This is a genomic window from Leclercia sp. W17 (assembly GCF_003336325.1).
In the GTDB taxonomy this organism is placed as follows: domain Bacteria; phylum Pseudomonadota; class Gammaproteobacteria; order Enterobacterales; family Enterobacteriaceae; genus Enterobacter.
In genome coordinates this window covers 3450918-3465134 of sequence record NZ_CP031101.1, presented here as the reverse complement: position 1 = coordinate 3465134, position 14217 = coordinate 3450918, and the positions used below count along the sequence as shown (strand labels likewise).

Sequence of the window (14217 nt, the reverse complement as noted above, 5' to 3'; positions counted from 1 at the left end):
TTTGACATAATAAATGTCCGTTTCGACATGGTTGGCCATCGCAAGATGGCCTTTTTTTTGCGCGACAGTGTTTCCGCGTGGAGACAGAGGCGGGCAGGGCGGATGAAAGTTAAGCGAACGGGCGTGAAAACATTTTGGGGTCGACGAATTGAAACAAATTAGCAACACATTGGTGTTAAATTATAGATTATTAAAAGTAAAATATTTGTGATAATAATTTTTGATAAAACCTATACGGAAAATTACTGTGAACCATCTGACATTAGCAGCACAGGCTTATTAAAAAAATGCTTCGCTGCCTGCGTTAATTTAAATCACCTTTATTTATAATCCCCGCTTTATTTGATAACCATCAAGCGAATATTAAAACATATCATTAACATCATTTTCATTGCATTTACCACGCGGAAACACCCTTAACACGTTCAGGTATTATTGATTTATATCAATATTTAATACCTGGAAAAGAGCGTCAAAAGGCGCTAAATTGTTCCCGATCAAATTGGTCGGAAAGTGGTAATTTTGCTAAATATTGATCGCTGTCGTAAATCGTAAAAGACTTCCATTAAAAACCTGTTTATTGTAAGGGTTTTGCAGCGTAATATATTTGCGGGATCAATTTCAGTTTTTATTAACGCATCTGTAACCTTTCATCATCGCTTTTTTCCTCCTGCGAGGATTAAGTAACGAAGAAAGGGTGCTGATAATTTTTGGGGCATGTGTGTGGATCCTTCTCTAACGGGATTCACTCTCGGAGTCTTCATGCGATGAGCAAGGAGTCATAATGTTAGACGTAGTCGAACTGTCGCGCTTACAGTTTGCCTTGACCGCGATGTACCACTTCCTGTTTGTGCCGCTGACGCTCGGTATGGCGTTCCTGTTGGCCATCATGGAAACGGTTTACGTCCTCTCCGGCAAACAGATTTATAAAGATATGACCAAGTTCTGGGGCAAGTTGTTTGGTATCAACTTTGCGCTGGGCGTGGCAACCGGTCTGACCATGGAGTTCCAGTTCGGGACTAACTGGTCTTATTATTCCCACTATGTCGGGGATATCTTCGGGGCTCCGTTGGCCATTGAAGGTCTGATGGCTTTCTTCCTCGAATCCACCTTTGTAGGTCTGTTCTTCTTTGGTTGGGATCGTCTGGGTAAAGTCCAGCATATGTGCGTAACCTGGTTGGTGGCCCTGGGCTCTAACCTCTCCGCACTGTGGATCCTGGTCGCCAACGGCTGGATGCAGAACCCTATCGCGTCTGATTTCAACTTCGAAACCATGCGTATGGAGATGGTCAGCTTCTCCGAGCTGGTGCTGAACCCGGTCGCACAGGTGAAATTCGTTCACACTGTGGCCTCCGGCTATGTCTGCGGCGCGATGTTCGTGCTGGGCATCAGCGCCTACTACATGCTGCGTGGTCGTGACTTCGCCTTTGCTAAGCGCTCTTTCGCCATCGCGGCGAGCTTCGGTATGGCGGCTATCCTCTCCGTTATCGTGCTGGGTGATGAATCCGGTTACGAAATGGGCGACGTGCAGAAAACCAAACTGGCAGCGATCGAAGCAGAGTGGGAAACCCAGCCTGCACCGGCCGCCTTTACCCTGTTTGGTATCCCCGATCAGGATGCGCAGGAAAACCACTTTGCTATTCAGATCCCTTATGCGTTGGGCATCATTGCCACCCGCTCTGTGGATACGCCGGTTATCGGTCTGAAAGATCTGATGGTGCAGCATGAAGAGCGTATCCGTAACGGGATGAAAGCCTACTCGCTGCTGGAAGAACTGCGTTCCGGGACCAGCGATCAGTCTGTTCGCGACCAGTTTAACGACGTGAAAAAAGACCTTGGCTATGGCCTGCTGCTGAAACGCTATACCCCGAACGTCTCTGACGCGACGGAAGAGCAGATCCAGATGGCGACCAAAGATTCGATTCCGCGCGTGGCGCCGCTCTACTTCGCCTTCCGTATCATGGTGGGTTGTGGTGTGCTGATGCTGCTGATTATCGCCGCCTCCTTCTGGTCGGTCATTCGTAACCGTATCGGTGAGAAGAAATGGCTGCTGCGCACCGCATTGTATGCGATTCCGCTGCCGTGGATTGCCATTGAATCCGGCTGGTTTGTTGCGGAGTATGGCCGTCAGCCGTGGGCTATCGGTGAGGTGCTGCCAACTGCGGTGGCGAACTCCTCTCTGACCGCAGGCGATCTGATTTTCTCCATGTTGCTGATTTGCGGCCTCTACACCCTGTTCCTGGTGGCTGAACTGTTCCTGATGTTCAAGTTTGCGCGCCTTGGCCCAAGCAGCCTGAAAACCGGTCGCTACCATTATGAGCAGTCCACCGTTGCTTCTCAGCCTCAATACGAGCAGTCCACCGTGACTACTCAGCCGGCACGGTAAGACAGGAGTCATCAAATGATCGATTATGAAGTATTGCGTTTTATCTGGTGGCTGCTGGTCGGGATCTTACTGATTGGTTTTGCGGTCACTGACGGTTTCGACATGGGGGTGGGCATGCTCACCCGCTTCCTCGGTCGTAATGATACCGAGCGTCGAATTATGATTAACTCCATCGCCCCACACTGGGACGGTAACCAGGTGTGGCTCATCACCGCAGGCGGCGCACTGTTTGCTGCCTGGCCGATGGTCTACGCAGCTGCGTTCTCCGGCTTCTATGTGGCGATGATTCTGGTGCTGGCATCCTTGTTCTTCCGTCCGGTCGGTTTTGATTACCGCTCGAAGATTGAAGACACCCGCTGGCGTAACCTGTGGGACTGGGGCATCTTTATCGGTAGCTTCGTGCCGCCGTTGGTGATCGGCGTGGCGTTCGGCAACCTGCTGCAGGGCGTGCCGTTCCACCTCGATGAATATATGCGCCTCTACTACACCGGTAACTTCTTCCAGCTGCTGAATCCGTTTGGTCTGCTGGCAGGGGTCGTCAGCGTGGCGATGATCATCACTCAGGGGGCAACCTACCTGCAGATGCGTACCGTGGGCGAGCTGCACCTGCGCTCCCGCGCCGTCTCGCAGATGGCGGCTCTGGTGACGCTGGTTGGCTTTGCGCTGGCAGGTTTGTGGGTGATGTTTGGTATCGACGGTTATGTTGTGACCACTGCGATTGACCATAGCGCACCGTCGAACCCGCTGACCAAAGAGGTGGCTCGCGAGGCTGGCGCCTGGCTGGTGAACTTCAATAACACACCGATCCTGTGGGCGATTCCGGCTCTGGGCGTCGCGCTGCCGGTGCTGACGATCCTGACCTCCCGCGCGGAGAAAGGGGCACTGGCGTTTGTCTTCTCATCACTGACGCTGGCGTGCATCATCCTGACAGCCGGTATCGCGATGTTCCCGTTCGTGATGCCATCCAGCACGATGATGAATTCAAGCCTGACGATGTGGGATGCAACCTCCAGCCAGATGACCCTTAATCTGATGACGTTTGTGGCTGCCGTGTTCGTACCGATTATTCTGGCTTACACCGCCTGGTGTTACTGGAAAATGTTCGGTCGTATCACGAAAGAACATATCGAAAGCAACACTCACTCTCTGTATTAAGGAAGGAGCTGAATATGTGGTATTTCGCATGGATTTTAGGAACGCTTCTGGCCTGTGCATTTGGTGTGATTACCGCCCTTGCGCTTGAGCACGTTGAAGCGTCCAAAGCCGGTGAAGAAAAACACTGATGATCACGTATCTCTACGCGATTATGGACAAGCGCCCGTTAAGGGCGCTTTCCTTAGTGATGGCCTTACTGCTGGCGGGCTGCATTTTCTGGGACCCGTCGCGCTTCGCAGCGAAGACCAGCGAGCTCGAGATCTGGCACGGTTTTCTTATTATGTGGGCGGTATGTGCAGGCGTAATCCACGGGGTGGGATTTCGTCCGAAAGCCGTACACTGGCAGGGCATTTTTTGCCCGCTGATTGCTGATGTGATCCTGCTGTTGGGCCTGTTTTTCTTTTTCAACTGAATAAGAACTATCCGTTAATATTATGGGCTTACCCGGGCCCATAAAAATTTACTCTCTGTTTACTTTCCCCCATTCCAAACCACCATTCCCGCGCGTATAGTAGCGAAGTTTAAAAGCTCTAACCTTTTTTGCATTACCGGGATGTAAAGTGAATACAACGCTATTTCGATGGCCGGTTCGTGTCTACTATGAAGATACGGATGCCGGTGGTGTGGTTTACCACGCCAGCTACGTTGCCTTTTATGAACGAGCACGCACTGAAATGCTGCGCCATCATCACTTTAGCCAGCAGGTTCTGTTGGCGGAGCGAGTTGCCTTCGTGGTACGCAAGATGACGCTGGAGTATTTTGCGCCTGCCAGACTCGACGATATGCTCGAAGTCCAAACAGAAATAACATCAATGCGCGGAACCTCACTGGTTTTCACGCAGCGGATCGTCAATGCAGAGAACACGGTACTGAACGAAGCTGAAGTCCTGATTGTCTGTGTTGATCCACTCATCATGAAGCCTCGTGCGCTTCCTAAGTCTATTGTCGCGGAGTTTAAGCAGTGACTGACATGAATATCCTTGATTTGTTCCTGAAGGCAAGCCTTCTGGTTAAACTTATCATGTTGATTTTGATTGGTTTTTCAATCGCATCCTGGGCCATCATCATTCAGCGAACCCGTATCCTCAATGCGGCAGGCCGCGAAGCGGAAGCCTTTGAAGACAAGTTCTGGTCCGGTATCGAACTTTCCCGTTTGTATCAGGAGAGCCAGGGCCGTCGTGAAAACCTCTCCGGCTCCGAGCAAATCTTTTATAGCGGGTTTAAAGAGTTTGCCCGTTTGCACCGCGCCAATAACCATGCGCCGGAAGCGGTGGTTGAGGGGGCATCTCGTGCGATGCGTATCTCGATGAACCGTGAACTGGAAACGCTGGAAACGCATATTCCTTTCCTGGGTACCGTGGGTTCCATCAGTCCCTATATCGGTCTGTTTGGTACGGTCTGGGGGATCATGCATGCCTTTATCGCCCTGGGTGCGGTAAAACAGGCGACGCTGCAAATGGTTGCACCAGGTATCGCTGAAGCGCTGATCGCGACTGCTATTGGTCTGTTCGCGGCAATTCCAGCGGTTATGGCGTATAACCGTCTGAACCAGCGCGTGAACAAACTGGAACTGAACTACGACAACTTCATGGAAGAGTTCACTGCGATTCTGCACCGCCAGGCGTTTACCAGCACCGAGAGCAACAAGGGGTAAACCATGGCCAGACAGCGTGGACGGGGTCGTCGCGAACTGAAGTCCGAAATCAACATTGTACCGCTGCTGGACGTGCTGCTGGTGCTGCTACTGATCTTTATGGCGACAGCACCCATCATCACCCAGAGCGTTGAGGTTGATCTGCCGGATGCGACAGAATCTCAGGCTGTAAGCACCAATGACGATCCGCCGGTCATCATTGAGGTATCCGGAGTAGGGCAGTACAGCGTGGTGGTGGAAAAAGATCGTATGGATCAGCTACCGCCGGAGCAGGTCATTGCGGAAGCGCAACGACGTCTGCAGTCCAATCCGAAAACGGTCTTCTTAATCGGTGGTGCGAAAGACGTGCCTTACGATGAAATAATTAAAGCGCTGAACCTGTTGCATAGCGCGGGCGTTAAGTCAGTTGGCTTGATGACGCAGCCTATTTGATTATCTGCGTAAACAACAGAGTTTTTGGGAACCCATAGTGTCAAAGGCAACCGAACAAAACGATAAGCTTAAACGGGCGATAATTATCTCGGCGGTGCTGCATGTCATTCTTTTTGCAGGACTGATCTGGAGTTCGTTCGATGAGCATCTGGATGCCGCTGCCGGAGGTGGTGGAGGTTCATCCATCGATGCCGTCATGGTCGATCCCGGCGCGGTCGTTCAGAACTATAACCGTCAGCAGCAGCAGCAGGCGAGTGCAAAGCGCGCTGAAGAGCAGCGTGAAAAGCAGGCGCAACAGCAGGCGGAGGAGCTGCGTGAAAAGCAGGCCGCCGAGCAGGAGCGCCTGAAGCAGCTTGAGAAAGAGCGTCTACAGGCGCAGGAAGCGGCGAAAGAGCAGGCGGAGCAGCAGAAACAGGCTGAAGCCGCAGCGAAGAAAGCGCAGGAGCAGCAGAAGCAGGCGGAAGAGGCGGCAGCCAAAGCCGCAGCGGATGCCAAAGCGCAGGCAGAGGCTCAGGCGAAACAGGCTGCTGAGGCGGCAAAACAGGCCGCGGATGCCGCTGCATTAGCTGCGAAAAAAGCCGCTGCCGATGCGCAAAAACAGGCTGAAGCCGAAGCCGCTAAAGCCGCCGCTGATGCGAAGAAGAAAGCAGAAGCCGAAGCCGCGAAGAAAGCTGCTGCCGACGCCCAGAAAAAAGCGGAAGCGGAAGCGGCCAAACAAGCAGCCCAGGAAGCCGAGAAGAAAGCGGCTGCCGAAGCTGCTAAGAAAGCCGCTGCTGCGGAAAAAGCTGCGGCAGCTGAAAAGGCTGCTGCTGAAAAAGCGGCTGCCGAGAAGAAAGCGGCTGCCGCAGAAAAAGCCGCAGCCGAGAAGAAAGCCGCAGCAGAAAAAGCGGCTGCAGAAAAGAAAGCGGCTGCCGATAAAGCTGCTGCTGACAAAGCTGCCGCCGCGAAAGCCGCTGCCGCTAAGAAAGCCGCAGCAGAAAAAGCGGCCGCATCGGACGTTGACGACCTGTTCGGTGACTTAAGCTCAGGTAAGAATGCGCCGAAAGGTACCAACAGCGGTAGCGCAGGTGGCACTTCTCCTGCTAAAGGAAGTAAGCCAGGGCAAGGCGGTGCATCTCAGGCTGAGATTGCGTCGTATATTGCACAGGTACAGGCCGCCATTCGTGGGCATCTGTACGACTGGGATAGCTATCGCGGGAAAACCTGTACGCTTCGGGTAAACCTGGCCGCGGACGGAACCATCCTCAGCGTGAAAAAAGAGGGGGGCGACGAGGCCTTCTGTCAGCAGATGTTATCTGCAACCAGCAGGATGACGAAGTTCCCGAAACCGCCTTCACAGGCTGTGTATGAAACGTTCAAAAATGCACCGCTGGACTTCAAGCCTTAAGTTTTAATTTCCCTGTGCAAACGGGGAAAAACAGGCCAGGTTTAGTCTTAGCGTTCTGGTAGTTTTGTTTATTTGGGTTTGTTAACATTCTGCTAAATTATGCGGGTAAGGTTACCCGGATATGGGAGATATGATGAAGCAGGCATTACGTGTTGCAATGAGTTTCTTAATGCTGTGGGCAGCGGTGCTGCACGCAGAAGTGCGTATCGAGATCACCCAGGGGGTGGATTCGGCACGTCCGATTGGTGTGGTTCCGTTCCAGTGGAAAGGGCCAGGCGCTGCGCCGGAAGATGTGGGCGGCATTGTTGCCGCTGACCTGCGCAACAGCGGTAAATTCAACCCATTAGATCGTTCTCGTCTGCCGCAGCAGCCGGGCACTGCTGCAGAGTTACAGCCGGCGGCATGGTCTGCGCTCGGTATTGACGCAGTGGTGGTGGGTCAGGTTACCCCTAACCCGGACGGCGGTTACACCGTCGCCTATCAGCTGGTAGATACTGGCGGCGCACCGGGCACCGTGCTTGCACATAACACCTATAAAGTGAACAAGCAGTGGCTGCGTTATGCGGGTCACACGGCAAGTGATGAAGTGTTTGAGAAGCTGACCGGCATCAAAGGCGCGTTCCGCACCCGTATCGCTTACGTTGTACAGACCAACGGCGGCCAGTTCCCGTATGAGCTGCGCGTCTCTGACTACGATGGCTACAACCAGTTCACCGTTCACCGTTCACCACAGCCGCTGATGTCTCCGGCCTGGTCTCCGGACGGTTCTAAGCTGGCCTACGTAACCTTCGAAAGCGGTCGTTCGGCGCTGGTTATCCAGACGCTGTCTAACGGCGCGGTACGTCAGGTTGCCTCTTTCCCACGTCACAACGGCGCACCAGCATTCTCGCCTGACGGTTCTAAACTGGCGTTTGCCCTGTCTAAAACCGGTAGCCTGAACCTGTACGTGATGGACATTGGCTCCGGCCAGATCCGTCAGGTAACTGATGGTCGCAGCAACAATACCGAACCAACCTGGTTCCCGGACAGCCAGAACCTGGCCTTTACCTCTGACCAGGCGGGTCGTCCACAGGTCTATAAAGTTAATATTAATGGCGGTGCACCACAGCGTATCACCTGGGAAGGTTCTCAGAACCAGGACGCCGACGTGAGCGCTGATGGTAAATTTATGGTAATGGTTAGCTCGGCCGGTGGTCAGCAGCACATTGCTAAACAAGATCTGGGCGGGGGCGGCGTACAAGTTCTGTCGTCGACTTTCCTGGATGAAACGCCAAGTCTGGCACCTAACGGCACTATGGTTATCTACAGCTCTTCTCAGGGGATGGGATCCGTGCTGAATCTGGTTTCTACCGATGGGCGTTTCAAAGCGCGTATTCCGGCAACTGATGGACAGGTAAAATCACCTGCCTGGTCGCCGTACCTGTAATAATAATTAATTGAATAATATAGGAATCATAGAAATGCAACTGAACAAAGTGCTGAAAGGGCTGATGATCGCTCTGCCTGTTATGGCAATCGCAGCGTGTTCTTCTAACAAGAACGCCAGCAACGACCAGAGCGGCGAAGGCATGATGGGTGCCGGCACCGGTATGGACGCAAACGGCAACGGCAATATGTCTTCTGAAGAGCAGGCGCGTCTTCAGATGCAACAGCTGCAGCAGAACAACATTGTTTACTTCGATCTGGACAAGTTCGACATCCGTTCTGACTTCGCTGCGATGCTGGATGCGCACGCTAACTTCCTGCGTAGCAACCCGTCTTATAAAGTCACCGTAGAAGGTCACGCGGACGAACGTGGTACTCCTGAGTACAACATCTCCCTGGGTGAGCGTCGTGCTAACGCCGTTAAAATGTACCTGCAGGGTAAAGGCGTTTCTGCTGACCAGATCTCCATCGTTTCTTACGGTAAAGAAAAACCTGCAGTACTGGGCCACGACGAAGCGGCTTACTCCAAAAACCGTCGTGCCGTACTGGTTTACTAAGAGAATTGCATGAGCAGTAACTTCAGACATCATCTGTTGAGTCTGTCGTTACTGGTTGGTATAGCGGCCCCCTGGGCCGCTTTTGCTCAGGCACCAATCAGTAGTGTCGGCTCAGGCTCGGTAGAAGACCGGGTCACCCAACTCGAGCGTATTTCTAATGCTCACAGCCAGCTTTTAACCCAACTTCAGCAGCAACTCTCTGACAACCAAACCGATATTGACTCACTGCGCGGACAGATCCAGGAAAGCCAGTATCAGCTCAATCAGGTGGTGGAGCGTCAGAAGCAGATCATGTTGCAGATTGATAACCTGAATAATGGCGGCGCAGCAGCGCAACCGGCAGCAGGGGATCAGGGTGCTGCGGCAACGCCTCAGGCTGACACATCAGCCTCGACCGCTGCGCCTGTGCAGAGCGGTGATGCGAATACTGATTACAATGCGGCAATTGCCCTGGTGCAGGATAACTCGCGCCAGGACGAGGCGATGGCGGCGTTTCAGAACTTCGTGAAGAAATACCCGGATTCGACTTATCAGCCAAACGCAAATTACTGGCTGGGACAGTTGAATTACAACAAGGGTAAAAAAGACGATGCGGCATTCTATTTTGCCTCAGTCGTTAAAAATTACCCGAAATCACCGAAAGCACCTGACGCGATGTATAAGGTCGGTGTGATCATGCAGGACAAAGGCGACACCGCAAAAGCGAAAGCCGTTTTCCAGCAGGTAGTCACAAAGTTCCCAGGCACCGAAGGGGCAAAACAAGCGCAAAAACGCCTTGCTGCGATGGGATGATTGCCGCATGACCAGAAATCGCTTTATTTCTGGTCTTGCCGCATAATTCGTAAGCAGTTAAGTGATATTCATCAAAATTTTAGTTGCGCAGAATTCTTAAATCAGTAATATATGCCGCCGTTGCCAAGGGATATCAAACACCCCAGAAGCAGCCGAAATAGTGGGTCGTTAGCTCAGTTGGTAGAGCAGTTGACTTTTAATCAATTGGTCGCAGGTTCGAATCCTGCACGACCCACCACTAACTAAGTAGTATCCAGCGTAGTATCGGGTGATTAGCTCAGCTGGGAGAGCACCTCCCTTACAAGGAGGGGGTCGGCGGTTCGATCCCGTCATCACCCACCACTCGGGTCGTTAGCTCAGTTGGTAGAGCAGTTGACTTTTAATCAATTGGTCGCAGGTTCGAATCCTGCACGACCCACCAATTTTAAATTGGTACCGAGTAAAATCTTCGAAGTCAGCACCCGAATGGGTCGTTAGCTCAGTTGGTAGAGCAGTTGACTTTTAATCAATTGGTCGCAGGTTCGAATCCTGCACGACCCACCACTTCGAAGAAAAGCAGTACATCCCGCAAGGGGTCGTTAGCTCAGTTGGTAGAGCAGTTGACTTTTAATCAATTGGTCGCAGGTTCGAATCCTGCACGACCCACCAATTTTAATATCTGACTCAGATATTAAACGTGAAGGATAACGTTGCTTTAGCAACGGCCCGAAGGGCGAGGCGAAGCCGAGTCATCCTGCACGACCCACCAATGTAAAAAGGCGCCCTAAAGGCGCCTTTTTGCTATCTATTATTCCAGAATTAAAAATGCGCGGGTTTACGTAGGTCGGGTAAGCGAAGCGCCACCCGACAAATGCTGCCCGCACGCTTTTTGATGTGACTTTCCCTCTCAGATTCGCTATCTTGTTTAGTATACAAAACACAATTGCCGTCACTTTGGTTATCATCGCTAAAGCATGGCAAATTTGTTAAGCCTGTAAAACGAGAAGCCAAAATGAGTGTGATGTTTGATCCAGAAGCCGCTATCTATCCTTTTCCACCAAAGCCTGCCCCGCTGAGCATGGACGAAAAGCAGTTTTACCGTGAGAAAATTAAGCGTCTGCTCAAAGAGCGTGATGCGGTTATGGTGGCCCATTACTATACCGATCCTGAAATTCAGCAGCTTGCAGAAGAGACGGGCGGTTGTATCTCGGACTCGCTGGAGATGGCGCGCTTTGGTGCTAAGCATCCTGCTTCGACGTTGCTGGTGGCCGGGGTCCGTTTTATGGGCGAAACGGCCAAAATCCTCAGCCCGGAAAAAACGATTCTGATGCCGACCCTGAATGCGGAGTGCTCGCTCGATCTGGGCTGTCCGATCAACGAGTTTACCGCCTTCTGTGATGCCCACCCTGACAGAACGGTTGTCGTCTACGCCAATACCTCTGCGGCGGTTAAAGCACGCGCCGACTGGGTTGTCACCTCCAGTATCGCCGTTGAACTGATCGAGCATCTCGACAGCCTGGGCGAGAAGATTATCTGGGCACCGGACAGACATCTTGGCAATTATGTCCAGAAACAGACCGGAGCGGATATTCTCTGCTGGCAGGGCGCCTGTATCGTCCATGATGAATTCAAAACGCAGGCGCTGGCGCGCATGAAGGGGCTCTACCCGGACGCGGCCATTCTGGTTCACCCGGAATCCCCGCAGGCGATCGTTGATATGGCGGATGCCGTCGGCTCAACCAGCCAGCTGATCGCTGCCGCGAAGACGCTACCGCATCGCCAGTTGATTGTGGCGACCGATCGCGGCATCTTCTACAAAATGCAGCAGGCGGTGCCAGAGAAAGAGCTGCTGGAAGCACCGACCGCAGGCGAGGGGGCAACCTGTCGCAGCTGCGCGCACTGTCCGTGGATGGCCATGAACGGGCTCAAAGCGATTGCAGACGGTCTGGAGACGGGCGGAGCCGCCCACGAAATCCATGTTGATGCCGCGCTGCGAGAGGGGGCGTTGATTCCGCTTAACCGAATGCTGGATTTTGCGGCTACACTACGTCCTTAAACCACGTAAACGTAACGCTCAGGGGAAAAGATGGATTTTTTTAGCACGCAAAACATTCTGGTACATATACCGATTGGCGCTGGCGGCTATGACTTGTCATGGATTGAAGCGGTCGGGACGATTGCAGGTCTGCTCTGTATCTGGCTCGCCAGTCTGGAGAAGATCGTCAACTACGCGTTTGGCCTGGTGAACGTTACGCTGTTCGCCATTATCTTCTTCCAGATCCAGCTGTATGCCAGCCTGCTGCTGCAGCTGTTCTTCTTTGGAGCCAATATCTACGGCTGGTACGCCTGGTCCCGGCAGAACAGCCAGCAGGAGGCGGAACTGCAGATCCGCTGGCTACCGTTGCCAAAGGCCATCGGCTGGCTGGCTGCCTGCGTGGTAGCCATTGGCCTGATGACGGTCTATATCGACCCGGTGTTCGCCTTCCTGACCCGCGTAGCGGTCTCGGTGATGAATATCCTGGGGCTGAACGTCACCATGCCGGAGCTGCAGCCTGATGCCTTCCCGTTCTGGGATTCATGCATGATGGTTCTGTCGATTGCTGCCATGATCCTGATGACCCGTAAATATGTCGAAAACTGGCTGCTGTGGGTGATTATCAACGTGATAAGCGTGGCGATCTTTGCCCTGCAGGGCGTCTACGCCATGTCGCTGGAGTACATGATCCTCACCTTCATCGCCCTGAACGGCAGCAGGATGTGGATTAACAGCGCGCGTGAACGGGGTTCACACGCGCTGGCACGTTAATGGTGATGATGGGCGTGACCGGACGGGATCTCATTGAGGTGGCAGTCCGGTCCGTTACAGGGGGTGTATTCCATCTGAATGGTGCTGTGCGCAATGGCGTAATGGTGCTCCAGAAAGTGCTGAATACGCCCCAGTAACGCATCATGATCGTGAGGCGGGATAACCTGAACATGCAGCGTCATCAGCGGTTTTTCTCCCACCATCCAGACGTGTACATGATGCACATCGCGCACTTCAGGAATGGAGCGCGTTAAGTTGCGCTTCAGCGCCGGGATATCCAGCGTCGCCGGGGCCCCTTCCAGCAGCTCATTGACGCTCTCCTGCAGAAGCCGCCAGGCACTGCGTAACACCAGGCAGGAGACCAGAATCGACAATATCGGGTCGATGGGCGTCCAGTCGGTCCAGAGGATCACCAGCGCCGCAACGATGGCCCCCACCGACCCCAGCAGATCCCCCAGCACATGCAGCGCTGCTGCCCGCACGTTGAGATTCTTTTCTCCACTGCCGCGATGCAAAATCCAGAACGCCAGGATATTGGCGATAAGCCCGGCCACGGCCACCACTATCATGGTGACGCCCGCGACAGGCTGCGGATGGCGGAAACGCTGGAAGGCTTCCCAGACGATTAAAATCGTGATCAAGACCAGCGCGATGGCGTTGACGAAGGCGGCGAGGGTCGTGAGACGTAGCCAGCCAAAGGTGCGTCCGTGGCTTGGCGGGCGGCGGGCGAATACCACCGCCAGCAGCGCAAACAGCAGCGCAGCGGCGTCCGTTAACATATGACCCGCATCGGCCAGCAGCGCCAGCGAGCCGGAAACCAACCCGCCAATCACCTCGATGACCATAAAGGTGGCGGTGACGCCGAACGCCAGCGTTAAGCGTTTAGCATTTTCATCCTGTGAAGAAGGGGCGTGCGAGTGGGAGTGCGCCATGAATACTTTCCCGGTAAATTATTATTGTAAGTGTAGAGTTTTTAACATTTTGCACAAAAAATAAAGGAGAGCCGTAGCTCTCATTCATCATAACTGCATTACCCTTAATTACTGAGTAGTGCCGTCAGTTTTTTGTTCTTGCGGGGTTCTTTCAGAATCAACTTTGCCGGATTGATCCGGGCATTTACCGTCTTTACACATTGAATTCTTGTGCTGATCGTCCTTGGTCATGCCGTCATTACCCATCTTACTTGGGTCATCATTACCCATGACAGAGTTAGTGCCGCCAGTGGTTGAACTGTTGCCGGTACCATTGGTCACCCCAGTGCTGCCGGAGTTCGTACCATCTGAGTTCAGCATGGAACCCGTGCCAGTCCCAGTACCCGTACCTGTTGTGCCGGTACCGGTAGTGCCGGTAGTGCCGGTTGTACCAGAACCCGTGTTAATCTGGCTGTTGCCGGTGTTGTTTGGAGCAATATTCTGGCGTGCATCAGGCGCAACGGCCCCTGCATCAGCGGCGGCGTTCGCCTGGCCATTATTGGTGTTAGAGCCGGTGGCGCTATCAGCAGCCAGGGCTGCACCGCTCGCCATCGTGAGCGAAGCTGTCAGGAAAAGGGTTGCGAGTTTAGTCATTTTCATCATGCTGCTCCTGTTCTGGTCGTTATGTTCTGGATAACTTCTTTCCACAGTGCATATGCGAAATCGATATAGT

General features: G+C 53.2%; 15 protein-coding genes and 5 tRNA genes. 18 read left to right on the top strand and 2 right to left on the bottom strand.

The annotated features are described in order from the left end of the window. Positions 1-784 precede the first annotated feature (784 nt). The 18 genes from cydA to pnuC all read left to right on the top strand — a co-directional run bounded on the left by cydA (position 785) and on the right by pnuC (position 12573). Positions 785-2386 (top strand): cytochrome ubiquinol oxidase subunit I, encoded by a 1602-nt coding sequence (gene cydA / locus DVA44_RS17190; RefSeq protein WP_114387645.1) that lies wholly within the window; start codon positions 785-787, stop codon positions 2384-2386. A gap of 15 nt (positions 2387-2401) precedes the next feature. Next, positions 2402-3541 (top strand): cytochrome d ubiquinol oxidase subunit II, encoded by a 1140-nt coding sequence (gene cydB, locus DVA44_RS17185; protein WP_114315599.1) that lies wholly within the window; start codon positions 2402-2404, stop codon positions 3539-3541. Between the two features lie 14 nt (positions 3542-3555). Then, positions 3556-3669, top strand: a complete 114-nt coding sequence (gene cydX, locus DVA44_RS17180; RefSeq protein ID WP_006177208.1) for a cytochrome bd-I oxidase subunit CydX — start codon at positions 3556-3558, stop codon at positions 3667-3669. After that, positions 3669-3953, top strand: coding sequence for a cyd operon protein YbgE (gene ybgE, locus DVA44_RS17175; RefSeq protein ID WP_103178726.1), 285 nt, complete (start codon positions 3669-3671; stop codon positions 3951-3953). The genes cydX and ybgE overlap by 1 nt, the downstream gene beginning before the upstream one ends. A 148-nt stretch (positions 3954-4101) precedes the next feature. Further along, positions 4102-4506, top strand: coding sequence for a tol-pal system-associated acyl-CoA thioesterase (gene ybgC, locus DVA44_RS17170; protein ID WP_032617092.1), 405 nt, complete (start codon positions 4102-4104; stop codon positions 4504-4506). Continuing rightward, positions 4503-5195, top strand: coding sequence for a Tol-Pal system protein TolQ (gene tolQ, locus DVA44_RS17165; RefSeq protein WP_072036639.1), 693 nt, complete (start codon positions 4503-4505; stop codon positions 5193-5195). The genes ybgC and tolQ overlap by 4 nt, the downstream gene beginning before the upstream one ends. A gap of 3 nt (positions 5196-5198) precedes the next feature. Then, positions 5199-5627: a colicin uptake protein TolR gene (gene tolR / locus DVA44_RS17160; RefSeq protein ID WP_039029343.1), complete on the top strand. Its 429-nt coding sequence runs from the start codon at positions 5199-5201 to the stop codon at positions 5625-5627. 37 nt (positions 5628-5664) lie between these two features. After that, entirely contained in the window at positions 5665-7014 is a 1350-nt protein-coding gene (gene tolA, locus DVA44_RS17155) for a cell envelope integrity protein TolA (protein WP_114387644.1), read from the top strand. 133 nt (positions 7015-7147) lie between these two features. After that, a complete protein-coding gene (gene tolB, locus DVA44_RS17150) occupies positions 7148-8440 on the top strand; it encodes a Tol-Pal system beta propeller repeat protein TolB (RefSeq protein ID WP_114387643.1) in 1293 nt (430 codons plus the stop codon). Positions 8441-8474: 34 nt separating this feature from the next. After that, positions 8475-8996 (top strand): peptidoglycan-associated lipoprotein Pal, encoded by a 522-nt coding sequence (gene pal / locus DVA44_RS17145; protein WP_032617096.1) that lies wholly within the window; start codon positions 8475-8477, stop codon positions 8994-8996. A 9-nt stretch (positions 8997-9005) separates the two neighbouring features. After that, entirely contained in the window at positions 9006-9788 is a 783-nt protein-coding gene (gene cpoB / locus DVA44_RS17140; protein ID WP_103823554.1) for a cell division protein CpoB, read from the top strand. A gap of 162 nt (positions 9789-9950) precedes the next feature. Then, positions 9951-10026 (top strand) — tRNA-Lys (locus DVA44_RS17135). A 28-nt stretch (positions 10027-10054) separates the two neighbouring features. Further along, positions 10055-10130: transfer RNA gene (locus DVA44_RS17130), tRNA-Val, on the top strand. A gap of 3 nt (positions 10131-10133) precedes the next feature. Then, positions 10134-10209: transfer RNA gene (locus tag DVA44_RS17125), tRNA-Lys, on the top strand. A 46-nt stretch (positions 10210-10255) separates the two neighbouring features. Next, positions 10256-10331 (top strand) — tRNA-Lys (locus tag DVA44_RS17120). Positions 10332-10360: 29 nt separating this feature from the next. Then, positions 10361-10436, top strand: a tRNA-Lys gene (locus DVA44_RS17115). A gap of 343 nt (positions 10437-10779) precedes the next feature. After that, the gene (gene nadA / locus DVA44_RS17110; RefSeq protein ID WP_114387642.1) at positions 10780-11823 is read left to right on the top strand and encodes a quinolinate synthase NadA; all 1044 of its coding nucleotides are present in this window, start codon (positions 10780-10782) and stop codon (positions 11821-11823) included. A 30-nt stretch (positions 11824-11853) separates the two neighbouring features. Further along, a complete protein-coding gene (gene pnuC / locus DVA44_RS17105) occupies positions 11854-12573 on the top strand; it encodes a nicotinamide riboside transporter PnuC (protein WP_114387641.1) in 720 nt (239 codons plus the stop codon). Here pnuC and zitB read toward each other — a convergent pair. Together zitB and DVA44_RS26275 are read right to left on the bottom strand one after the other, a co-directional pair. Then, positions 12570-13505 (bottom strand): CDF family zinc transporter ZitB, encoded by a 936-nt coding sequence (gene zitB, locus DVA44_RS17100; RefSeq protein ID WP_114387640.1) that lies wholly within the window; start codon positions 13503-13505, stop codon positions 12570-12572. The genes pnuC and zitB overlap by 4 nt on opposite strands. A gap of 108 nt (positions 13506-13613) precedes the next feature. After that, the gene (locus DVA44_RS26275) at positions 13614-14144 is read right to left on the bottom strand and encodes a protein YbgS (protein WP_114387639.1); all 531 of its coding nucleotides are present in this window, start codon (positions 14142-14144) and stop codon (positions 13614-13616) included. Positions 14145-14217 lie beyond the last annotated feature (73 nt).

What these genes read in the sequence shown, in the direction of transcription:
- cydA (WP_114387645.1), top strand. Translation starts at nt 785, where the DNA reads ATGTTAGACGTAGTCGAACTGTCGCGCTTACAGTTTGCCTTGACCGCG.
- cydB (WP_114315599.1), top strand. Translation starts at nt 2,402, where the DNA reads ATGATCGATTATGAAGTATTGCGTTTTATCTGGTGGCTGCTGGTCGGG.
- cydX (WP_006177208.1), top strand. Translation starts at nt 3,556, where the DNA reads ATGTGGTATTTCGCATGGATTTTAGGAACGCTTCTGGCCTGTGCATTT.
- ybgE (WP_103178726.1), top strand. Translation starts at nt 3,669, where the DNA reads ATGATCACGTATCTCTACGCGATTATGGACAAGCGCCCGTTAAGGGCG.
- tolR (WP_039029343.1), top strand. Translation starts at nt 5,199, where the DNA reads ATGGCCAGACAGCGTGGACGGGGTCGTCGCGAACTGAAGTCCGAAATC.
- tolB (WP_114387643.1), top strand. Translation starts at nt 7,148, where the DNA reads ATGAAGCAGGCATTACGTGTTGCAATGAGTTTCTTAATGCTGTGGGCA.
- pal (WP_032617096.1), top strand. Translation starts at nt 8,475, where the DNA reads ATGCAACTGAACAAAGTGCTGAAAGGGCTGATGATCGCTCTGCCTGTT.
- cpoB (WP_103823554.1), top strand. Translation starts at nt 9,006, where the DNA reads ATGAGCAGTAACTTCAGACATCATCTGTTGAGTCTGTCGTTACTGGTT.
- nadA (WP_114387642.1), top strand. Translation starts at nt 10,780, where the DNA reads ATGAGTGTGATGTTTGATCCAGAAGCCGCTATCTATCCTTTTCCACCA.
- pnuC (WP_114387641.1), top strand. Translation starts at nt 11,854, where the DNA reads ATGGATTTTTTTAGCACGCAAAACATTCTGGTACATATACCGATTGGC.
- zitB (WP_114387640.1), bottom strand. Translation starts at nt 13,505, where the DNA reads ATGGCGCACTCCCACTCGCACGCCCCTTCTTCACAGGATGAAAATGCT.
- DVA44_RS26275 (WP_114387639.1), bottom strand. Translation starts at nt 14,144, where the DNA reads ATGAAAATGACTAAACTCGCAACCCTTTTCCTGACAGCTTCGCTCACG.